Annotated in this window: 18 protein-coding genes and 1 pseudogene; 18 read left to right on the forward strand and 1 reads right to left on the reverse strand. The window is 71.6% G+C overall.

Going from position 1 to position 21,295, the window contains the following annotated elements; translation table 11 throughout:
- Positions 1-98: 98 nt before the first annotated feature.
- The 15 genes and pseudogenes from GA0074704_RS04770 (at position 99) to GA0074704_RS04840 (ending at position 17,823) form a co-directional block, all read left to right on the forward strand.
- The gene (locus GA0074704_RS04770) at positions 99-464 is read left to right on the forward strand and encodes an NADH-quinone oxidoreductase subunit A (RefSeq protein WP_088969369.1); all 366 of its coding nucleotides are present in this window, start codon (positions 99-101) and stop codon (positions 462-464) included.
- Between the two features lie 14 nt (positions 465-478).
- Positions 479-1,156 carry a NuoB/complex I 20 kDa subunit family protein gene (locus GA0074704_RS04775; RefSeq protein ID WP_088969370.1) on the forward strand — a complete coding sequence of 226 codons (678 nt, stop codon included), beginning with the start codon at positions 479-481 and terminating at the stop codon, positions 1,154-1,156.
- On the forward strand, positions 1,153-1,890 hold the full coding sequence (locus GA0074704_RS04780; RefSeq protein WP_088969371.1) for an NADH-quinone oxidoreductase subunit C: 738 nt from the start codon (positions 1,153-1,155) through the stop codon (positions 1,888-1,890). Before GA0074704_RS04775 ends, GA0074704_RS04780 begins: the two co-directional genes overlap by 4 nt.
- The gene (locus GA0074704_RS04785) at positions 1,887-3,212 is read left to right on the forward strand and encodes an NADH-quinone oxidoreductase subunit D (RefSeq protein WP_088969372.1); all 1,326 of its coding nucleotides are present in this window, start codon (positions 1,887-1,889) and stop codon (positions 3,210-3,212) included. The genes GA0074704_RS04780 and GA0074704_RS04785 overlap by 4 nt, the downstream gene beginning before the upstream one ends.
- Positions 3,209-4,111 (forward strand): annotated as a pseudogene (gene nuoE, locus GA0074704_RS04790) (NADH-quinone oxidoreductase subunit NuoE); the annotation flags it as partial. The gene GA0074704_RS04785 and the pseudogene nuoE, both read left to right, overlap by 4 nt.
- 365 nt (positions 4,112-4,476) lie before the next feature.
- Complete coding sequence (gene nuoF, locus GA0074704_RS04795; RefSeq protein ID WP_088969374.1) at positions 4,477-5,793, forward strand: NADH-quinone oxidoreductase subunit NuoF; 1,317 nt, start codon at positions 4,477-4,479, stop codon at positions 5,791-5,793.
- The gene (locus tag GA0074704_RS04800; RefSeq protein WP_088969375.1) at positions 5,793-8,309 is read left to right on the forward strand and encodes an NADH-quinone oxidoreductase subunit G; all 2,517 of its coding nucleotides are present in this window, start codon (positions 5,793-5,795) and stop codon (positions 8,307-8,309) included. The genes nuoF and GA0074704_RS04800 overlap by 1 nt, the downstream gene beginning before the upstream one ends.
- Before the next feature lie 126 nt (positions 8,310-8,435).
- Complete coding sequence (nuoH, locus tag GA0074704_RS04805) at positions 8,436-9,788, forward strand: NADH-quinone oxidoreductase subunit NuoH (RefSeq protein WP_088969376.1); 1,353 nt, start codon at positions 8,436-8,438, stop codon at positions 9,786-9,788.
- A gap of 1 nt (position 9,789) precedes the next feature.
- Positions 9,790-10,431, forward strand: a complete 642-nt coding sequence (gene nuoI / locus GA0074704_RS04810) for an NADH-quinone oxidoreductase subunit NuoI (RefSeq protein WP_088969377.1) — start codon at positions 9,790-9,792, stop codon at positions 10,429-10,431.
- A complete protein-coding gene (locus GA0074704_RS04815; protein ID WP_088969378.1) occupies positions 10,428-11,198 on the forward strand; it encodes an NADH-quinone oxidoreductase subunit J in 771 nt (256 codons plus the stop codon). Before nuoI ends, GA0074704_RS04815 begins: the two co-directional genes overlap by 4 nt.
- Complete coding sequence (gene nuoK, locus GA0074704_RS04820; RefSeq protein ID WP_007074133.1) at positions 11,195-11,494, forward strand: NADH-quinone oxidoreductase subunit NuoK; 300 nt, start codon at positions 11,195-11,197, stop codon at positions 11,492-11,494. The genes GA0074704_RS04815 and nuoK overlap by 4 nt, the downstream gene beginning before the upstream one ends.
- Before the next feature lie 10 nt (positions 11,495-11,504).
- Positions 11,505-13,463: an NADH-quinone oxidoreductase subunit L gene (nuoL, locus tag GA0074704_RS04825; RefSeq protein WP_088969379.1), complete on the forward strand. Its 1,959-nt coding sequence runs from the start codon at positions 11,505-11,507 to the stop codon at positions 13,461-13,463.
- 64 nt (positions 13,464-13,527) lie between these two features.
- The gene (locus GA0074704_RS04830) at positions 13,528-15,060 is read left to right on the forward strand and encodes an NADH-quinone oxidoreductase subunit M (RefSeq protein ID WP_088969380.1); all 1,533 of its coding nucleotides are present in this window, start codon (positions 13,528-13,530) and stop codon (positions 15,058-15,060) included.
- A 31-nt stretch (positions 15,061-15,091) separates the two neighbouring features.
- Positions 15,092-16,645: an NADH-quinone oxidoreductase subunit NuoN gene (nuoN, locus tag GA0074704_RS04835; RefSeq protein WP_088969381.1), complete on the forward strand. Its 1,554-nt coding sequence runs from the start codon at positions 15,092-15,094 to the stop codon at positions 16,643-16,645.
- 92 nt (positions 16,646-16,737) lie between these two features.
- Positions 16,738-17,823 carry a polyprenyl synthetase family protein gene (locus tag GA0074704_RS04840; RefSeq protein WP_088973452.1) on the forward strand — a complete coding sequence of 362 codons (1,086 nt, stop codon included), beginning with the start codon at positions 16,738-16,740 and terminating at the stop codon, positions 17,821-17,823.
- Between the two features lie 24 nt (positions 17,824-17,847).
- Here the strand turns inward: GA0074704_RS04840 and GA0074704_RS04845 are convergent, their stop codons facing one another.
- Positions 17,848-19,029 (reverse strand): MFS transporter, encoded by a 1,182-nt coding sequence (locus GA0074704_RS04845; RefSeq protein ID WP_088969382.1) that lies wholly within the window; start codon positions 19,027-19,029, stop codon positions 17,848-17,850.
- A 155-nt stretch (positions 19,030-19,184) separates the two neighbouring features.
- Here GA0074704_RS04845 and GA0074704_RS04850 point away from each other — a divergent pair, with 155 nt between their 5' ends.
- From GA0074704_RS04850 to GA0074704_RS04860, 3 genes are all read left to right on the forward strand, one after another.
- Entirely contained in the window at positions 19,185-19,967 is a 783-nt protein-coding gene (locus tag GA0074704_RS04850; protein ID WP_088969383.1) for an IclR family transcriptional regulator, read from the forward strand.
- A 121-nt stretch (positions 19,968-20,088) separates the two neighbouring features.
- The gene (locus tag GA0074704_RS04855; RefSeq protein WP_231926875.1) at positions 20,089-20,583 is read left to right on the forward strand and encodes a sigma-70 family RNA polymerase sigma factor; all 495 of its coding nucleotides are present in this window, start codon (positions 20,089-20,091) and stop codon (positions 20,581-20,583) included.
- Entirely contained in the window at positions 20,580-21,278 is a 699-nt protein-coding gene (locus GA0074704_RS04860; RefSeq protein WP_088969385.1) for an anti-sigma factor family protein, read from the forward strand. Before GA0074704_RS04855 ends, GA0074704_RS04860 begins: the two co-directional genes overlap by 4 nt.
- Positions 21,279-21,295 lie beyond the last annotated feature (17 nt).

The raw sequence follows: 21,295 nt of genomic DNA on the forward strand, positions 1-21,295 counted from the left end.
CGGAGAGATCGACCCCCGCTGACGGAGGTCACGAGGGACGTGAATAGTGTGATTTTGGTCAAGCACCGAGGGCAGGGAAGGACGAGCAGGAGACAACGATGACGCTCTCGCCTTACGCACCGATCATCGGGCTGTTCGCCCTCGCCGCGGCGTTCGCGCTGTTCTCGGTGGCAGCCGCCCGCTTCGCCGGTCCCCGGCGGTTCAACAAGGCCAAGCTCGAGGCCTACGAGTGTGGCATCGAGCCGAGCCCGCAGCCGGTGGGCGGCGGCCGGTTCCCGATCAAGTTCTACCTGACGGCGATGCTCTTCATCGTCTTCGACATCGAGATCATCTTCCTCTACCCCTGGGCGGTCTCGTTCGACGCCCTGCCGATCTTCGGCTTCGTGGAGATGGTCCTGTTCATCGTCGCGGTCTTCGTCGCATACGCCTACGTCTGGCGGCGCGGCGGCCTGGACTGGGACTGAGGGAGGTACGTCAGATGGGCATCGAGGAGAAGCTCCCCGCCGGCGTCCTGCTCACCTCCGTGGAGAAGCTGGTCAACTGGTCGCGGAAGTCGTCCGTCTGGGGCGCCACCTTCGGCCTGGCCTGCTGCGCCATCGAGATGATGGCCGCCGGTGGTCCGCACTACGACATGGGCCGCTGGGGCATGGAGGTCTTCCGGGCCTCGCCGCGGCAGGCGGACCTGATGATCGTGGCCGGCCGGGTGAGCCAGAAAATGGCTCCGGTGCTGCGCCAGATCTACGACCAGATGGCCGAGCCCCGCTGGGTCATCTCGATGGGCGTCTGCGCCAGCAGCGGCGGCATGTTCAACAACTACGCCATCGTGCAGGGCGTGGACCACGTCGTCCCGGTCGACATGTACCTCCCGGGCTGCCCGCCCAGGCCGGAGATGCTCATCGACGCGGTCCTCAAGCTCCGCGAGAAGATCATGTACGAGCCGCTGGGCGCGAACGGCCGCAAGATGCTCGAGGCCCGCAAGGCGCGCGGTGACGTCCCCGTGGTCCCGTACGGCTCGATGCCGTCGTCGTACCGCAACGACAAGGCCCGGCGTGCCGAGTGGACGAAGGCGGTCCGCGAGGGGCGCGAGGAGCAGCTCCGGATCGAGAACTGGATGAAGGCGCAGAACCACCTCCACCCGTCCGGGGGCATCAAGTGACCGCACCGAACGACAGGAACGACAACGCCGGCGTACCGGTGCCGGTCACCCCGGCCGGCGCGAGCAGCACCGCCCCCGCGGAGTACCCGCCGGCCAGCCCGGCCGGCCGGGGCATGTTCGGCATCCAGGGCAGCGGCGACGTCTCCGGCTTCGGCGGTCTGGTCCGCCAGCGCAAGCCGATCGAGGAGACCCCCCGGCCGTACGGCGGCTACTTCGACGAGGTCCGGGACGCGCTCGAGGAGGCGTACCCGCAGTTCGGCGAGGCGATCGAGAAGGTCGTCGTCGACCGGGGCGAGCTGACCCTGCACGTCCGTCCGGAGCGGATCGCCGAGGTCTGCCAGGTGATGCGGGACGACATGGCGCTCCGCTTCGAGCTCTGCTCCTCGGTGTCCGGCGTGGACTACCTGGGCGCCGACGAGCGGCGGCTGCACGTGGTCTACCAGCTCACCTCGATGACCTACCGGCGGAGGGTCCGGCTGGAGGCCGCCGTCTCGCCCGACGCGCCGCACCTGCCGAGCGTCACCGCCGTCTACCCGACCGCCGACTGGCAGGAGCGGGAGGCGTACGACATGTTCGGCGTCGTCTTCGACGGCCACCCCAACCTGACCCGGATCCTCATGCCGGACGACTGGGAGGGCCACCCGCAGCGCAAGGACTACCCGCTCGGCGGCGTCCCCGTCGAGTACAAGGGCGCGGAGATTCCCCCGCCGGACCGACGGAGGTCGTACCAGTGACGACGTCGAACTACGCCACCGAGCGCGAGACCACCGAGGGCAAGGTCTTCACCGTCACCGGTGGAGACTGGGACCAGGTCGTCTCCGGTACCGACCCGATCAGCGACGAGCGGATCGTGGTCAACATGGGTCCGCAGCACCCGTCCACGCACGGCGTGCTGCGGCTGATCCTGGAGCTGGAGGGCGAGACGGTCCGGGAGGCCCGCTCGGTCGTCGGCTACCTGCACACCGGCATCGAGAAGAACCTCGAATACCGCAACTGGGTCCAGGGCTCGACGTTCGTGACCCGGATGGACTACCTCTCCCCGATCTTCAACGAGACGGCGTACGCGCTCGCGGTGGAGAAGCTGCTCGGCATCACCGACGACATCACCGAGCGGGCCAACACCATCCGGGTGCTCATGATGGAGCTGAACCGGATCTCGTCGCACCTGGTCTGGCTGGCCACCACCGGCATGGAGCTCGGTGCGATCAACATGATGCTGTACGGCTTCCGCGAGCGGGAGTACATCCTCGAGATCTTCGAGATCATCACCGGCCTGCGGATGAACCACGCGTACGTCCGCCCGGGCGGGGTGGCGCAGGACGTGCCGGACGACGCGATCGTCAAGATCCGCAAGTTCCTTGACCTGATGCCGAAGAAGCTCAAGGAGTACGAGAACCTCCTCTCCGGCCAGCCGATCTGGCTGGAGCGTACGCAGCACGTGGCGGTGCTGGACGTGACCGGCTGCCTGGCGCTGGGCGTGACCGGCCCGGTGCTGCGCTCCGCCGGGCTGGCCTGGGACCTGCGCAAGACCATGCCGTACTGCGGTTACGAGACCTACGAGTTCGACGTGCCGACGCACACCGACGGCGACGTGTGGGGCCGCTACCTGGTCCGGCTCGCCGAGATCCGGGAGTCGCTGAAGCTGGTCGAGCAGGCGCTGGACCGGTTGAGGCCGGGCCCGGTGATGGTGGCCGACAAGAAGATCGCCTGGCCGGCGCAGCTGGCCATCGGCGTCGACGGCATGGGCAACTCGCTGGAGCACGTCGCCAAGATCATGGGTCAGTCGATGGAGTCGCTGATCCACCACTTCAAGCTCGTCACCGAGGGCTTCCGGGTCCCGCCGGGCCAGGTCTACGTGGCCGTCGAGTCGCCCCGCGGCGAGCTGGGCGTGCACGCGGTCTCCGACGGCGGCACCCGGCCCTACCGGGTGCACTACCGGGAGCCGAGCTTCGTCAACCTCCAGGCCCTCCCGGCGATGGCCGAGGGCGGCCTGATCGCCGACGTGATCGCCGGCGGCGCCTCGCTGGACCCCGTGATGGGTGGTTGTGACCGATGAGTGTGTTCACTGATGAGACGCGGGAGCGGGCGCGGGAGATCATCGCCCGGTACCCGGCCGACCGGTCCCGCTCGGCGCTGCTGCCGCTGCTGCACCTGGTCCAGGCCGAGGAGGGCTACGTCTCCCCGGCCGGCGTGCAGTTCTGCGCCGAGGTGCTCGGCCTGAACAAGGCGCAGGTCGGCGCGGTGGCCACCTTCTACACCATGTACAAGCGCAAGCCGACCGGCGACTTCCTGGTCAGCGTCTGCACCAACACGATGTGCAACGTGCTGGGCGGCCAGGAGGTCTACGACACCCTCGCCGAGCACCTGGGCGTCGGGCACGACGAGACCACCGCCGACGGGAAGATCACCCTGGAGCACGCCGAGTGCCTGGCGGCGTGCGACTACGGCCCGGTGATGACCGTCAACTACGACTTCTTCGACAACGTGGACCCGCAGGGCGCGCTCGGCGTGGTCGAGGAGCTGCGCGCCGGCGGCCGGCCGATGCCGACCCGCGGCGCCCGGCTCTGCACGCTGAAGGAGATGGCGGTCCAGCTGGCCGGCTTCGCCGACGAGCGGGACGGCGCGGTCGCCGACGGCGGACCGGGCGAGCCCACGCTGCGCGGCCTGCGCCTGGCCGAGCAGCACGGCATCTCGGTGCCCGGGTACGACCCGAACACCCCGATCCGCAGCAAGGCCGAGGCCGACAAGGCCGCCGCCGAGGCGAAGGCGAAGGCGGAGGCCGCCAAGCCGGCCCCGACCGCCGCCCCGGCCAAGGGCGGCGACGGCGCGGCCACCCCGGTGCACGCCGCGGGCACCGGCGAGCCGGCCAAGGCCGGTGACGGCGCGTCCGCCCCGACCGGCCCGGCCGCCACCGGGACCGGCGATCCGGCGAAGGCGGGCGACGACACCTCCGCCCCGGCCACCTCCGGCACCGGCAAGCCGGCGAAGCCGGAGCAGATCGGCGGCAGCACCGCGCCGGACGTCAAGGCGCCGGACGACAAGTCGCCGCAGGTGCGTACCGCCGAGACCCGGCAGCCCGACGCGGACACCGCCGTGGCGGACGCACCCGGCACCAAGGTCCCGGTGGACAGCACCGCGCCGGCCCCACGCGACGCCCAGGCGGCCGAGGCGGCCGGCGCGGCGGCGAACGCCCCGGCCGGTGACGGCAAGCCCGCCGGCGACGAGGCCGGGGCGCAGGAGCGCAACCTCAAGGAAGCGGAGTCCGGGACAGGCGCCAACGGCGCGGGCCCGGCGGTCGCGAGCGAAACGGGGGTCCAGAAGTGACCACTCCTCGGTCGGAGACGCTGGCCAAGCTGACGCCGGTGCTCACCAAGCGCTGGCTGTCGCCGGACGCCTGGCAGCTCAACACCTACGAGAAGCTGGACGGCTACGCCGCGCTGCGCAAGGCCCTCAAGGCCCACCCGGACGACCTGATCCAGCTGATCAAGGACTCCGGGCTGCGCGGCCGGGGCGGCGCGGGCTTCCCGACCGGTCTCAAGTGGGGGTTCATCCCGCAGGGCGACGGCAAGCCGCACTACCTGGTGGTGAACGCCGACGAGGGCGAGCCGGGGACCTGCAAGGACCTGCCCCTGATGACCCACGACCCGCACGCGCTGGTCGAGGGCGTGATCATCGCGTCGTACGCGATCCGGGCCAGCCGGGCGTACATCTACATCCGCGGCGAGGCGGTGCACGCCGCGCGCCGGCTGCGCAACGCGGTACGCGAGGCGGAGGCCAAGGGCTACCTCGGGCGCAACATCCTCGGCAGCGGCTTCGACCTGGAGCTGGTGGTGCACTCCGGCGCCGGGGCGTACATCTGCGGTGAGGAGACCGCGCTGCTGGACTCGCTGGAGGGCTTCCGCGGCCAGCCCCGGTTGCGCCCGCCGTTCCCGGCGACCCACGGCCTGTACGCCAGCCCCACGGTCGTGAACAACGTCGGCACCATCGCCAGCGTGCCGCCGATCGTGTTGGGCGGCGCCGACTGGTGGAAGACCATGGGCACGGAGAAGTCCTCCGGCCCGATGATCTACTCGCTCTCCGGCCGGATCGCCAACCCCGGCCAGTTCGAGTGCTCGATGGGCGTCACGCTGCGCGAGCTGATCGAGCTGGCCGGCGGGATGCAGCCCGGGCACCAGCTGCGGTTCTGGACGCCGGGCGGCTCGTCGACGCCGCTGCTCACCGCCGAGCACCTGGACGTGCCGCTGGACTTCGAGGGGGTGGCGGCGGCCGGCTCGATCCTGGGCACCACGGCCACCCAGATCTTCTCCGACCAGGACTGCCCGGTGTACGCGACCTACCGGTGGCTGGAGTTCTACCACCACGAGTCGTGCGGCAAGTGCACCCCGTGCCGCGAGGGCAACTACTGGATGGTCCGGGTCTACCGGCGGATCCTCGCAGGCCTTGGCACCCACGAGGACCTGGACACCCTGCTCGACACCTGCGACAACATCCTCGGCCGCTCGTTCTGCGGTCTGGGTGACGGTGCGACCAGCTCGGTGACCTCGTCGCTGAAGTACTTCAAGCAGGACTACCTCGACTACATCGAGGGACGTACCGCTCCCAAGCTGTCGGAGAAGACCCTGGTAGGGGCGCACTGATGACCGACGTAGCCAAGCAGACCGAGACCGTCACCCTCACCATCGACGGTGTCGAGGTCACCGCCGAGAAGGGCGCGCTGCTGATCCGGGTCGCCGAGCGGATGGGCACCGAGATCCCGCGCTTCTGCGACCACCCGCTGCTGGCCCCGGCCGGCGCCTGCCGGCAGTGCCTGGTGGAGGTGGAGGGCCAGCGCAAGCCGGTCGCCTCCTGCACCCAGACCGTCGCCGACGGCATGGTGGTCCGCACCCAGCTCTCCTCCCCGGTCGCCAAGAAGGCGCAGGAGGGGGTCATGGAGCTGCTGCTGATGAACCACCCGCTCGACTGCCCGATGTGTGACAAGGGCGGCGAGTGCCCGCTGCAGAACCAGGCGATGTCCACCGGCCGCACCGACTCGCGCTTCCACGAGCACAAGCGGGAGTACCCGAAGCCGCTGCCGATCAGCACCCAGGTGCTGCTCGACCGCGAGCGCTGCGTGCTCTGCCAGCGCTGCACCCGGTTCTCCGAGGAGATCGCCGGCGACAAGTTCATCGACCTGATGGGCCGGTCGTCCGCCGAGGAGATCAACATCTACCGGGACGACGCGTACGGGGAGGAGGGCGACGAGGGGGACGTCCCGTTCAACTCGTACTTCTCCGGCAACACCGTGCAGATCTGCCCGGTGGGCGCGCTGACCGGCTCGCAGTACCGGTTCCGGGCCCGCCCGTTCGACCTGGTCTCCAGCCCCAGCGTCTGCGAGCACTGCTCGGCCGGCTGCGCCCAGCGCACCGACTGGCGGCGCGGCAAGGTGCTGCGCCGGCTGGCCGGCGACGACCCGCAGGTCAACGAGGAGTGGAACTGCGACAAGGGCCGGTGGGGCTTCCAGTACACCCGCGCCTTCGACCGGATCACCACCCCGATGGTCCGCGACGAGAGCACCGGTGAGCTGCGCGAGGCCTCCTGGAGCGAGGCGCTGACCCGGGCCGCCGACGGGCTGCGCGCCGCCCGCGACGGGAACCACGGCACGGCGGTGCTCACCGGCGGCCGGCTGACCGTCGAGGACGCCTACGCGTACGCGAAGTTCGCCCGGGTCGCGCTGCACACCAACGACGTCGACTTCCGGGCCCGGCCGGTCTCCCGCGAGGAGGCCGACTTCCTGGCCAGCAACGTCGCCGGGATCACCGACGTCACCTACGCCGACGTGGAGAACGCCTCGGCCGTGGTGCTGGTCGGCCTGGAGCCGGAGGAGGAGTGCCCGATCCTCTTCCTGCGGCTGCGCAAGGCGTACCAGAAGAAGAAGCTCAAGGTGTACGCGATCGCGCCGTTCGCCAGCCGCGGGCTGGAGAAGCTCGGCGCGAAGCTCGCCCGGGTGATCCCCGGCGAGGAGGCGCAGGTCCTGGCCGAGCACGAGACGGTGACCGAGGCGCTCAGCGCCGAGGGCGCCATCCTCTTCGTCGGCGAGCGGCTGGCCACCGTACCCGGTGGACTCTCCGCCGCGGCGGGCATCGCCCGGCGTACCGGGGCGAAGCTGGCCTGGGTGCCGCGGCGCGCGGGTGACCGCGGCGCGGTCGACGCGGGCTGCCTGCCGAACCTGCTCCCCGGCGGCCGGCTGGTCACCGAGCCGGCCGCCCGGGCCGAGCTGGGCGAGGCGTGGGACATCCCGGCCGGGGTGATCCCGAGCCAGGCCGGGCGGGACACCGAGGGCATCCTCACCGCCGCCGCCAACGGGCAGGTCGGCGCGCTGGTGGTGGCCGGCGTCGACCCGGCCGACCTGGCCGACCCGCGGCTGGCCGAGGCCGCCCTGGACACGGTGCCGTTCCTGGTCAGCCTGGAGCTGCGGATGACCGCCGTGGCCCGCCGGGCGGACGTGGTCCTCCCGGTCGCGCCGGTGGTCGAGAAGGCCGGCAGCTTCCTGAACTGGGAGGGGCGGCTGCGTCCGTTCGACGCGGTGCTGGAGACGGCCGCGATGACCGACGGCCGGGTGCTGGACGCCATCGCCGCGCTGCTGGAGGTGCGGCTCGGCACGGGTGACGTGCTCAGCGTCCGCCGCGAGCTGGGCGCGCTGCCGCCGACCCGCCAGCACCGGCCGGCCGCGCCGTCGGTCGAGCCGACCGCCGTGCCGCAGGCCGGCGCCGGCGAGGCCGTCCTGGCCACCTGGCACCAGCTGATCGACCTGGGCAGCCTCACCGACGGCGACGAGCACCTCGGCGGCACCGCCCGCCCGGCGGTGGTCCGGCTCGGCAAGGGCACCGCGGAGGCGCTCGGCGTCGCCGACGGCGATCCGGTCACGGTGGGCACCGACCGGGGGGCGCTGACCCTGCCGGCGGCGATCACCGAGATGCCGGACGGGGTGGTCTGGGTGCCCACGAACTCGCCCGGTTCGACCGTGCGGCGCAGCCTCGGGGCGGCGTCCGGCACGGTCGTGAAGGTCTCCGCCGGCGCTACCGGCGGGCCGGCCGTTCCGGCCGGACGTGTCGCGGCGGACGAGACCGGTCGCCCGGGTCCGCTCCTCAACGCGGCCGGGGGTGGCGCCCGGTGAGCGCGAGGAGTGAACGAGCGGAGCGAGTGAGCCCCGCAGTCGCGGCCGAAAGGTGGGCCCGGTGAGCGCGAGGAGTGAACGAGCGGAGCGAGTGAGCCCCGCAGTCGCGAACGAAAGGTGGGCTCAGTGAACGCGCTCTACCTGGCGCAGGACCCGACCCTTGCCGACTTCGGCAGGGACCCGTGGTGGCTGGTCCTGATCAAGATCGTCTTTGCCTTCGTGTTCGGCCTGCTCGCCACCCTGCTCGGCGTCTGGTTCGAGCGCCGGGTGGTCGGCTTCATGGCCGTACGGCCCGGCCCCAACCAGGTCGGCCCGTTCGGCCTGCTCCAGACCCTCGCCGACGGCCTGAAGATGGCGTTCAAGGAGGACATCCTCCCGCGCACCGCGGACAAGGTCGTCTACTTCTTCGCCCCGGTCATCTCCGTGGTCTGCGCGGTCACCGCGCTGTCGGTGATCCCGTTCGGCCCGATGGTCAGCATCTTCGGCCACCGGACGCCGTTGCAGGTCACCGACGTGCCGGTGGCGGTGCTGGTGCTGCTGGCCTGCTCCTCGCTGGCGGTCTACGGTGTCGTGCTCGGCGGCTGGGCCTCCGGCTCCACCTACCCGCTCCTCGGCGGCCTGCGCTCCAGCGCCCAGATGATCTCGTACGAGGTCGCGATGGGGCTGAGCATCGTGGCGGTCTTCATGACCGCCGGCACGATGTCCACCAGCGGGATCGTCGCCGCCCAGGGCGACGCCACCCGGCTGACCGTCGGCGGCGTCGAGATCCCGGCCCCCGGCTGGTACGCGATCCTGCTGCTGCCCAGCTTCATCATCTTCTTCATCGCCATCGTCGGTGAGACGAACCGGGCGCCGTTCGACCTGCCCGAGGCGGAGTCGGAGCTGGTCGCCGGCTTCATGACCGAATACAGCTCGCTGAAGTTCGCGCTCTTCATGCTCTCCGAGTACGTCGCCATGGTGAGCATGTCCGCGGTCACCACGACGCTCTTCCTGGGCGGCTGGCGGGCACCCTGGCCGATCACCCTGTGGTCGGGCGCCAACTCGGGTTGGTGGCCGATGCTCTGGTTCTTCGGCAAGGTGCTGATCCTGGTCTTCGTCTTCGTCTGGCTCCGCGGCACGCTGCCCCGGCTCCGCTACGACCAGTTCATGCGCTTCGGCTGGAAGGTCCTGCTCCCGATCAACCTGGTCTGGATCCTGGTCCTGGCCGGGCTGCGCTCGATCGAGGACTGGCAGTCCCGGGACCGGCTGCTCGCCACCGCGATCGGCGCCGGCGTGCTGCTGCTGGCCACCCTGCTGTGGCCGAGCCGCCGCAGGGAGCCGAAGCCGACGGTCCAGGAGCAGGTCAACAGCCGTCCGCACGGCAGCTTCCCGCTGCCCCCGATGGACCTGCAGGTACCACCGAGCCCGCGCACCAAGCGCGTGGTCGCCGAGCGGGAGCCGGCCAACGTCGCCGCCGGCTCGGACTCCAGGGAGGTGTGACGTGGGCGCGATCACCGGAACGTTCAAGGGCTTCGGGGTCACCTTCTCGCACATGTTCAAGAAGGTCGTCACCACCGACTACCCGTTCAAGCCGCCGACGCCGGCGCCCCGGTACCACGGCCGGCACATCCTCAACCGGCACCCGGACGGGCTGGAGAAGTGCATCGGCTGCGAGCTGTGCGCCTGGGCCTGCCCGGCCGACGCGATCTACGTCGAGGGTGGCGACAACAGCGAGGAGCAGCGCTTCTCGCCGGGCGAGCGGTATGCCAGCGTCTACCAGATCAACTACGCCCGGTGCATCTTCTGCGGGCTCTGCATCGAGGCCTGCCCGACCCGGTCGCTCACCATGAGCAACGAGTACGAGCTGGCCCGGGACAACCGGCAGGACCTGATCTTCACCAAGGAGCAGCTGCTCGCGCCGCTGCTGCCCGGGATGGAGCAGCCGCCGCACCCGATGCGGCTGGGCGAGAGCGAGAAGGACTACTACATCGGGTCGCTGACCAACCCGGGCACGTCGGCCGGTGCCGAGCACTCGGTCAACAACCCGGGCCGGTACCAGGTGGAGGAGCACCCCGGCGTGACCTTCCCCGGTGCCGAGCAGCACGCCCAGCGGGCGGCGGCGGCCAAGGGAGAGAACGCATGACCACGTCAACGGTGCTCGCCGCGGCGAACCAGGTGCCCACCGGCGAGGCGGTGACCTTCTGGATCCTCGCCCCGCTCGCGTTGCTCGGCGCGATCGGGATGGTCTGGGCCCGCAACGCCGTGCACTCGGCGCTCTTCCTGGTGCTGACGATGCTCTGCCTCGGCGTGTTCTACGTCCTCCAGGCCGGTCCGTTCATCGGCATGGTGCAGATCATCGTCTACACCGGCGCGATCATGATGCTCTTCCTGTTCGTGCTGATGCTGGTCGGCCGCGACTCGTCCGACTCGCTGATCGAGACCCTGCGCGGCCAGCGGGTCGCCGCGGTGGTGCTCGGACTCGGCTTCGCCGGCCTGGTGGGCAGCGGCCTCTACCGGGCGTTGGACGGCGTCCGGGCGGCCGGCCTGGAGCAGGCCAACGCCGAGGGCAACGTGCAGGGCATCGCCCGGCTGCTCTTCACCAAGTACGTCTTCGCCTTCGAGCTCACCTCCGCCCTGCTGATCACGGCGGCGGTCGGCGCGATGGTGCTGGCGCACGTCGAGCGGCGCAAGGAGGACCGGATGGACCAGATCGCCACGATGAAGGCCCGGTTCCGTCCCGGCAACTACCCCGGCCCGAAGCCGGGCCCTGGTGTCTTCGCCACCTCCTCCTCGGTGGCCACCCCGGCCCTGCTGCCCGACGGCCGGCAGAGCGAGCGGAGCACGCCGGAGATCCTGCCGGTGCGCGAGCTGACCGCCGAGGAGACCACGCTGAAGGGGACCGACCGATGACGCCGGACTACTACCTGGTGCTGGCCGCGGTGCTCTTCACCATCGGCGCCGTCGGCGTGCTGGTCCGGCGCAACGCGATCGTGCTGTTCATGTGCGTCGAGCTGATGCTCAACGCCGCGAACCTGACGCTGGTCACCTTCAGCCGGATCAACGGTGACCTGAACGGTCAGATCATGTCGTTCTTCGTGATGGTGGTGGCGGCGGCCGAGGTCGTGGTCGGCCTGGCGATCATCATGTCGATCTTCCGGACTCGACGCTCGGCGAGCGTCGACGACGCCAACCTGCTGAAGTACTGAGGGGCACCCAGTGGATGAGATTCTGGTGTACGCCCAGGCCGAGCCCGCGGGAACCATCGCCTACGCTCCGGCGGAAGGGCTGCTCGGCAGCGTCTGGCTGCTGGTGGCGATCCCGCTGGTCAGCGCGGTGGTCCTGCTGCTGCTCGGCCGGCGCGCCGACCGGTGGGGGCACTGGCTGGGGGTGGCCGCCGTCGGCGTCGCCTTCGTGCTGGGCCTGACCTACTTCTTCCAGCTGCGCGGCCTGGAGAACAAGTCCGTCGAGCGCAGCCTCTGGCAGTTCATCGCGGTCGGCGACTTCAAGGTCGACTTCGGGATGCTCTTCGACCCGCTGGCGGCGGTCTTCGTACTGCTGATCACCGGGGTGGGCTTCCTGATCCACCTGTACGCGGTGGAGTACATGGCGCACGACGAGGGCCGGCGACGGTTCTTCGCGTACTTCAACCTCTTCGTCGCGGCGATGCTGCTGCTGGTGCTCGGCAACAACTACGTGATGCTCTACTTCGGCTGGGAGGGCGTCGGTCTGGCGTCGTACCTGCTGATCTCCTTCTGGTACGAGCGGCCGAGCGCCGCCACGGCCGGCAAGAAGGCGTTCCTGATGAACCGGGTCGGCGACGCCGGCCTGGCCATCGGCATCTTCATCATGTTCGCCACCCTGGGCACCACCCAGTACGACGAGGTGTTCAACGGGGTGGGCGCGCTGGCCGGCGGCACGGTGCTGGCCCTCGGGCTGCTCCTGCTGCTCGGCGCCACCGGCAAGTCCGGCCAGTTCCCGCTCCAGGCGTGGCTCCCGGACGCGATGGAGGGCCCGACCCCGGTGTCGGCGCTGATCCACGCGGCCACCATGGTCACCGCGGGCGTCTACCTGATCGCCCGCTCCAACCCGATCTTCTCGGCCAACCACACGCTCCAGCTGGTGGTGGTGAGCGTCGGCGCGCTGACCCTGCTGATCGGCTGCGTCATCGGCGCCGCCAAGGACGACATCAAGCGGGTGCTGGCCTGGTCGACGGTGAGCCAGATCGGCTACATGTTCCTCGGTGTCGGCCTGGGTGGCGCGGCGTACGCGCTGGCCATCGTGCACCTGCTGGCGCACGGCTTCTTCAAGGCCAACATGTTCCTCGGCGCCGGCTCGGTCATGCACGGCATGCACGACCAGGTGGACATCCGCCGGTTCGGCAACCTGTCGAAGTACATGAAGGTCACCTGGCTGACCTTCATGATGGGCTGGCTGGCGATCATCGGCATGTTCCCCTTCTCCGGCTTCTTCTCCAAGGAGCCGATCATCGTGGCCGCCTTCGAGCGGGAGGGCTGGACGGCCTGGCTGTTCGGCGGGGCGGCGCTGCTCGGCGCCGGGCTCACCGCCTTCTACATGACGCGGCTCTTCGTGCTCACCTTCCACGGCCCGGCCCGCTGGACCGAGGACATCGAGCACCCGCACGAGTCGCCGAAGCTGATGACCATCCCGCTGATCCTGCTGGCCATCGGCTCGGTCGCGGCTGGTTTCCTGCTCTCCACCTCGGTTCCGGACTGGCTGGAGGCCACCGCCGGGCTCGGGGTCCAGGAGGAGGGGCACGAGGCGGTCCTCGCCCACTGGCTGATCACCACGCTCTCGCTGCTGGTCACCGTGCTCGGCGCCGGGCTGGCCTGGTTCCTGTTCCGCAACGGCACGGCCACCGCGCCGCAGCCGGCCGGCGTGGTGGTCACCGCCGCGAGGAAGAACCTCTACGTCGACGCCTTCAACGAGGCGGTCTTCGAGAAGCCGGGTGTCTTCCTCACCCGGGCGCTGGTCTTCCTCGACAACCGGGGGGTGGACGGGCTGGTCAACGGCCTGGCCGCCGCGGTGGGCGGGGGATCCGGGCGGCTCCGGCGGCTGCAGACCGGCTTCGTGAGGTCGTATGCGACCTCGATCCTGACCGGCGCGCTGCTGGTGGTGGCGGCGTTCCTGGCCGTGCAGGCGGGGTGGCTGGCGTGATCGACCTCAACGCGCCCGCCACCGCCGGCGGACCATGCAGTGACGACGGAGGTAAGGCCGCATAATGTCCAACTTCCCGTTCCTCTCGGTGCTGACCGTGGCGCCGCTGGTCGGTGCCCTGGTGGTGGCCCTGTTGCCGCGCCGCAACCCGGAGCTGGCCAAGCAGGTGGCCTTCGGCTGGTCGCTGCTGGTGCTGGTCCTCTCGGTGATCATGTGGATCACGTTCCAGGCCGGCGGTGACCGGTTCCAGTTCCGCGAGTCGTACCCGTGGATCCCCACCTGGGGGGTCCGCTTCACCTTCGCGGCGGACGGCATCGCGCTGGTCATGCTGATGCTGATCGCGATCCTGGTGCCGCTGGTGATCCTGGCGTCCTGGCACGACGCGGAGTCCTCCAAGCGGTCGGTGCCGGTCTACTTCGCGCTGCTGCTCATCCTCGAGTCCACGATGATCGGCGTCTTCGCCGCCGCCGACGTCTTCCTGTTCTACGTGTTCTTCGAGGTCATGCTGGTGCCGATGTACTTCCTCATCGGCAGCTACGGCGGCCACCAGCGGCAGTACGCGGCGGTGAAGTTCTTCCTCTACTCGCTGGTCGGCGGCCTGTTCATGCTGGCCGCGGTGATCGGCCTCTGGGTGGTCGGCGGCCGGACCTTCGACTGGAACCAGCTGGTCGACGCCGACATCGCCACCGGCACCGCCCGCTGGCTCTTCCTCGGCTTCTTCCTGGCCTTCGCCATCAAGGCGCCCTTCTTCCCGTTCCACACCTGGCTGCCGGACGCCGGTCGGGCCGCCCCGGCCGGCGCCGCGGCGCTGCTGGTCGGCGTGCTGGACAAGGTGGGCACGTTCGGCATCCTGCGCTACTGCCTGCCGCTGTTCCCGGAGGCGGCCAAGTGGTTCGCCCCGTGGGCGCTGGCGCTGGGCCTGATCGGCATCATCTACGCGGCGCTGCTGGCGGTCGGCCAGAACGACCTGAAGCGGCTGGTGTCGTACACCTCGATCGCGCACTTCGGCTTCATCGGCGTCGGCATCTTCGCGTTCACCACCCAGGCCGGTACCGGCGCGGTGCTCTACATGCTCAACCACGGGCTGGCCACCGGCCTGCTCTTCCTGGTGGTGGGCATGCTGATCGCCCGCCGCGGCTCGGCGATGATCAGCGACTTCGGCGGGGCCGGCAAGCTGGTGCCGCTCCTGGCCGGCGTGCTCTTCTTCGCCGGTCTGGCGTCGCTGGCGCTGCCCGGCACCGCGCCGTTCATCTCCGAGTTCCTGGTGCTGATCGGCACGTTCACGGTCAACAAGCCGGTCGCGGTGATCGCCACGCTGGGCATCGTGCTGGCGGCGGCGTACGTGCTGTGGATGGTGCAGCGCACCACCCAGGGCACGCTGAACCCGGCGCTGACCGAGGTCGACGGCATGCGCCGTGACCTCAACCTGCGCGAGAAGGCGGTGGTGGCGCCGCTGATCGTGCTGATCGTGCTGCTCGGCTTCTATCCGAAGCCGGTCACCGACGTGATCAACCCCGCCGTCCAGGCCACCATGCAGGACGTCGGCAAGACCGACCCGGCTCCCGAGGTCGGCACCGTCCAGGAGGCCCGCCGATGATCTCCGCAGTCGTGAACGAGAGGTCGGTACAGTGACCGAGCTGAAGTTGCCGTCGATCGACTACGCGGCACTCTCGCCCATCCTGATCATGCTGGGCGCGGCGCTGGTCGGCGTGCTGATCGAGGCGTTCGTGCCGCGCCGGCACCGGCACCTCGTCCAGCTGCTCTTCGCGCTGGCGGCGGTGCTGGGCGCCCTGACCATGGTGGTGCTGAACTCCGACGACCGGCTGCTCACCGCCGCCGGGGCGATCGCGATCGACGGGCCGACCCTGTTCCTCCAGGGCGCGATCCTGATCCTGGCCGCGATGGCGCTGCTGCTGATCGGTGAGCGGTCGGTGGAGCGGGGTGGCTACTTCGTCGCCCAGGCCGCGGTGACCGCCGAGTCGGTGGACGACCGGCGGCAGGCCGAGGGCGCCAACGGGGCCACCGAGGTGTACCCGCTGACCACCTTCGCCATCGGCGGCATGCTGATCTTCGTGGCGGCGAACGACCTGCTGACCATGTTCATCGCGCTGGAGGTCTTCTCCCTGCCGCTCTACCTGCTCTGCGCGCTGGCCCGTCGCCGGCGGCTGCTGAGCCAGGAGGCGGCGATGAAGTACTTCCTGCTGGGCGCGTACGCCTCGGCGTTCTTCCTGTTCGGGGTGGCCCTGGTCTACGGCTTCACGGCCGGTGTCCCGGGCCGGTCCGCCGGGGTCGACTTCGCCACCATCCACGCGGCGGTCGGCACCTCGCCGGCCAGCTCGGTGCTGCTCTTCGCCGGCATCGCGCTGCTCTCCATCGGCCTGCTCTTCAAGGCCGCCGCGGCGCCGTTCCACGTCTGGACGCCGGACGTCTACCAGGGCGCCCCGACCCCGGTGACCGGCTTCATGGCCGCCTGCACCAAGGTCGCCGCGTTCGGCGCCCTGCTGCGGGTCTTCCACGTGGCGTTCGCGGGCGCCGCCTGGGACTTCACCCCGGTGCTCGGCGCGGTCGCGGTGCTGACCATGCTGGTCGGCGCGGTGCTGGCGGTCACCCAGACGGACATCAAGCGGCTTCTTGCGTATTCGTCGATCGCGAACGCCGGTTACCTGCTGGTGGGCGTGCTGGCGCCGTCGAAGGACGGCCTCTCCGGCACGATGTTCTACCTGGCCGCGTACGGCTTCTCGGTGCTCGCCGCGTTCGCCGTGGTGACGCTGGTCCGGGACGCGGACGGGGAGGCCACCCACCTGTCCCGTTGGGCCGGGCTGGGCCGGCGGTCGCCGTTCTTCGCGGCGATCTTCACCTTCATCCTGCTGGCCTTCGCCGGTATCCCGTCGACCAGCGGCTTCATCAGCAAGTTCGCGGTGTTCGCCCCGGCGCTGGACGCCGGCCAGGCGTGGCTGGTGATCGCCGGCGTGCTGACCAGCATGGTGCTGGCCTTCCCGTACCTGCGGGTCGTGGTGATGATGTGGCTCTCCGAGCCGGGCGAGTCCACCCCCACGGTGGCCGTGCCGGGCGGGCTGACCGCCGCCGCGCTCATGATCGGCGTGGCCGCCACCCTGATCCTGGGTGTCGCTCCGGCGCCGCTGCTGGACCTGGCGTCCGGTGCCGCCGAATTCGTCCGATGACAGGAACCGACCAGGCCGGGGGCCGGTACGCCGTGGGCGTGCCGGCCCCCGGCCCGTCCGCCCCGTCCGGGCTCGACTCGAACGGGTGTGGCATGGTTGAAGGCGTGGTGAATCCGGCTGGCGAGCGTTCAGATGCCACCGGTTCCGACGACCGTCGGGGCCGGTCGGGCAGGGGTCAGTTCGGCGCGCTCGGCCTGCACCTGGCCGATCCGGGCGTCGAGCGCTCCGTGCTCGGTCTGCTCGACGACGTCGAGGGCGAGCTGCGGGCCGGGGTGGCCAGCGCCGACCCGCTGGTGACCGAGGCCGCCCGACACCTGGTGGAGGCCGGCGGCAAGCGGTTCCGGCCGCTGCTGGTGGCGCTGGGTGCCCAGTTCGGTGACCCGACCGGCCCACAGGTGGTGCCGGCCGCGGTGGTGATGGAGCTCACCCACCTGGCGACGCTCTACCACGACGACGTGATGGACGAGGCCGCCGTGCGGCGGGGCGCCCCGAGCGCCAACTCCCGCTGGACCAACTCGGTGGCCATCCTGGTCGGCGACTACCTCTTCGCCCGGGCCGCCGACATCGCGGCCGACCTGGGCCCCGAGGCGGTACGCCTCCAGGCGCGCACCTTCGCCCGGCTGGTGCACGGGCAGATCGCCGAGACGGTCGGCCCGCGCGACGGCGAGGACCCGGTCACCCACTACCTGCACGTGATCGCCGAGAAGACCGGTTCGCTGATCGCCACCTCCGCCCGCTTCGGCGGCATGTTCGGTGGGGCGGCGCCGGAGCACGTCGAGGCGCTCGCCGGCTACGGCGAGACGATCGGGGTGGCCTTCCAGCTCTCCGACGACCTGCTGGACATCGCCAGCGAGTCGACGCAGTCCGGCAAGACGCCCGGCACCGACCTGCGGGAGGGCGTGCCGACCCTGCCGGTGCTCTACGCGCTCGCCTCCGACGACTCGGACGCGGCCAGCGTACGGCTGCGGGAGATCCTGGCGACCGGTCCGCTGGTCGACGACGCCCTGCACGCCGAGGCGCTGAAGCTGCTCCGGGAGAGCCCGGCCCTGAAGCGGGCCCGGGAGACCGTCCGCAGCTACGCCGAGGACGCCCGAGCCCAGCTCGCCCCCCTCCCGGACACCCCGCCCCGCCGCGCCCTCGAATCCCTCTGCGACTACATCGCCGACCGCACCAGCTGACCCACCCGGTGCGATCCACGCCCGTCAGGGGCGGGCCAGGAGGCGGCTGCCGGTGAGCATGAACAGGGCGGCCAGCAGCATCGCGGCGGCGGCGATCAACCACATCGTGGGATAGCCCAGGTGACCGGCAGCGGCACCGAGGCCGAGCGGGCCGAGACAGCCACCCGCGTACACGCCGGTCTGGGTGATCGAGGTGGCGGCGGCCGGGGCCTGCGGGTGGAGCCTCACCACGGCGAAGTTCATCAGCCCCGGCCAGGCCCAGCCCAGGCCGAAGCCGAGCACCACGCCAGCGACCAGTGGTGTCGGGCCGGCCACCGCGAGCAGGGCCAGCCCGCCCGCGCCGACCACGAGCATGCCGGCGATCAGCGCCACGTGTCCGCTCTCCCGCCGGTCGGCCAGCCAGCCGGCGCCGACCCGGGCCGCCACGCAGACCGCGCTGCCCAGGGTGAGGGTGAGTCCGGCCAGGGCCGGGGAGAGGCCACGGGTGGCCGAGGAGTCCACCACGAAGGTGCCCAGCGCGTTCGCGGCGGCCGCGGCCAGGGTGGCGGCCAGCCCGACGACCACCAGGGCGGCCGTGGCCCGTCCGGCCGGCCTGCCGCCGGTGGAGCGCCGCGCCCGACCCGACCCGTCCGGCACGACCGGCAGCGCGGCCAGCGCCAGCACGGCGGCGGCCACGAACGCCCAGCGCCAGCCGACGGTCAGCGCCACGGCCGGCACGGCCGCTCCGGCCAGCAGGGTGGAGACCGGGATCGCGGCCTGCTTGACCCCGAACGACAGCCCCTGCCGCCGGGTCGGCACGTGCGCGGCCAGCGCCGCGTTGCTGGCTAGCTGGCCCAGCGCGTTCGCACCGGCGCTCAACCCCAGCAGGACCACGAGCATCGGGTACGACCGGGCCAGCCCCGCCACCGCGAGCAGCGACCCGGCGGAGAGCAGGATGCCGGCGCGGGCCACCACGGCCGGGCCGTAGCGCTCGACCAGCGCCCCGGAGGGCACCGAGGCCAGCGCGCTCACGCCGAAGTAGACCGAGACGGCGAGCCCGAGGCCGGCCGGGCTGAAGCGCAGGTCGTGGCCCATCTGCACGGCGAGGCCACCGACCAGGAAGACCGGGACGACGCAGGCGATGGTGACGGCGATGGCGCCCGCGCTGGCCCGTACCGGGCGGGGCGGCGCGGACCCCGCGGGGGCGGCGAGGGCGGTGTCGGTCATGGTCACGCCAACCTACGCGACGTCCCGTCGCCGTACGCATCGTGTCCGCCGGTGTACGCGTGGTGGGCGGCGATCTGGCATCCTCGACCCGAACAGGCATTTCGCACTCGGCCCCTTTTTCATATGGTGTAAGTCCCTGGCCGGCGGAGGTGGTTGTGCGCGACCCCTTGGCGGAACCTTCGGATCTCATCCGGAGTGTGTCCCGCGCGCTTCGTGTGCTCGAGTCGGTCGGCCGCGCCCCGAAGGGGCTGACCGTCAAGCAGATCGCGCGGCGCTGCGAGCTGACCGTGGCCACCACGTACCACCTCGTCCGCACCCTGGCCTACGAGGGCTACGTGATCCGCCGGGAGGACGGGACGTACATCGTCGGGCTGGAGATCGCCGACCGCTACCGGGAGCTGGTGACGGCGTTCCGGGGGCCGGCCCCGGTCGGCGAGTGCCTGCGCCGCGCCGCCGGGGAGACCGGCTACAGCCACTTCCTCGGCCGTTTCGTGGGTGGCCAGGTGGCGATCACCGCGACGGCCGAAGGGCCCCGCTCACCCCACCTGGAGGACCTGGTCCCCGGCTTCGACGAGGGCGCGCACGCCACCGCGCTCGGCAAGGCCCTGCTGGCCACCCTCACCCCCGACCAGCGGCTGCGCTACCTGCGCGAGTTCGGCATGCGGCCGTTCACCACCGCCACCCTGACCAGTGGGGAGGCGTTCGAGGCGGACCTGGCCGCCGGTGACCGGCGCGGCATGCAGCTGGAGCTGGGGCAGTTCCGGCAGGGCGTGGCCTGCGCGGCGGTGCTCGTCGCCCCGGACAAGGACATGGAACGCCGCCTGGTGCTCGCCTGCGCCCTGCCGGCCAGCGAGATGATGACCTCCGCCCGGGTGGTCCGCGCCAAGCTGCTCACGGTCGCCCGGTCGGTCGCCGACGCGGTCGCCGCCGACGCCTGACCGGAGCGGTACCGGCTCGCGGCTGAACCGCGCGGCGTCGGCGTACGTATGCACGGGTGGATTCATCGCCGGACTCGCCGCCGGAAGCGAGGAGACCGCCATCAGCGACCACGACGCCCAGCTGCTGCGCGCGCTGCACGACGAGCACGCGGAGGCGCTCCTGGCGCACGCCCTGCGGCTGGTCAACGGGGACCGGACCCGGGCCGAGGACCTGGTGCAGGAGACGCTGCTGCGGGCCTGGCGCCACCCGGAGTCGCTCGACCCGCGCCGCGGCTCGGTCCGCGCCTGGCTCTTCACCACCGCTCGCAACCTCGCCATCGACGCCTGGCGGCGCCGCTCCAACCGGGTCGGCGAGGTCTTCACCGACCAGCTGCCCGAGCGGGCGGGGACGGTGGACGAGGCGGAACGCGCGGTGGAGGCGTGGACGGTGGCCGAGGCGCTGAGCCGGCTCAGCCCCACCCACCGGGACGTGCTGGTGGAATGCTTCTACCAGGGACGGTCGGTGGCCGAGGCCGCCGCGCGGTTGGGCGTGCCGCCGGGCACCGTGAAGTCCCGTACGCACTACGCCCTGCGGGCGCTGCGGCTGGTCCTGGCGGAGATGGGGGTGACCGGATGACCCGCTGCGAGTTCGCCCACGACGACGGCGCGTACGTGCTGGGCGCCCTGGCCCCCGCCGAGCGGGCCGCCTACGAACGGCACCTGGCCGGCTGCGCGGCCTGCCGGGAGGCGGTCGCCGAGATCGCCGTGCTGCCCGGGCTGCTGGGCCGCCTCGACCCGACCGCGCTGGCGGAGTTCCTCCCGCCGCCCGAGGAGGACACCCGGGTGCCCGCGCTGCTCGCCGCCGCGACCGAGCGCCGGCGCCGCGAACGGTCCCGCACCCGCCGACGGTACGCGTCGACCGCGCTGGTGGCCGCCGCCCTGGCGCTGCTGGTCGGGTTGGGCGTCAGCGCCGTGCTGCGCCCCGCGCCGGCCCCGGCGCCGACCGCCCAGGCCGTCCGGATGGTGCCCATGGCGCCGGTGTCGGCGGGCGCGCCGGTGCACGCCGAGATCGGCCTCACCGGCACCGACTGGGGCACCGAGGTCACCATGCACTGCGGGTACGACGCCACGTCCGGCTATCACAAGGCGTACACGTTCCGGCTGGTGGCGCACGGCCCGGACGGCGCCACCGAGCAGATCGGCTCCTGGCTGGCCGCCCCCGGCGACGACGTACGCCTCACCGGCGCGACCCGGTTCACCGACGCCGAGCTGGTCCGGCTGGAGCTGATCCGCGCCGACGGCACCCCCGTCCTCGGCTACGACGTCGGCTGACCGGCCCTCGGGCGGGG

Origin of the sequence: Micromonospora siamensis (assembly GCF_900090305.1) — a bacterium.
GTDB classification, from domain to species: Bacteria; Actinomycetota; Actinomycetes; order Mycobacteriales; family Micromonosporaceae; genus Micromonospora; species Micromonospora siamensis.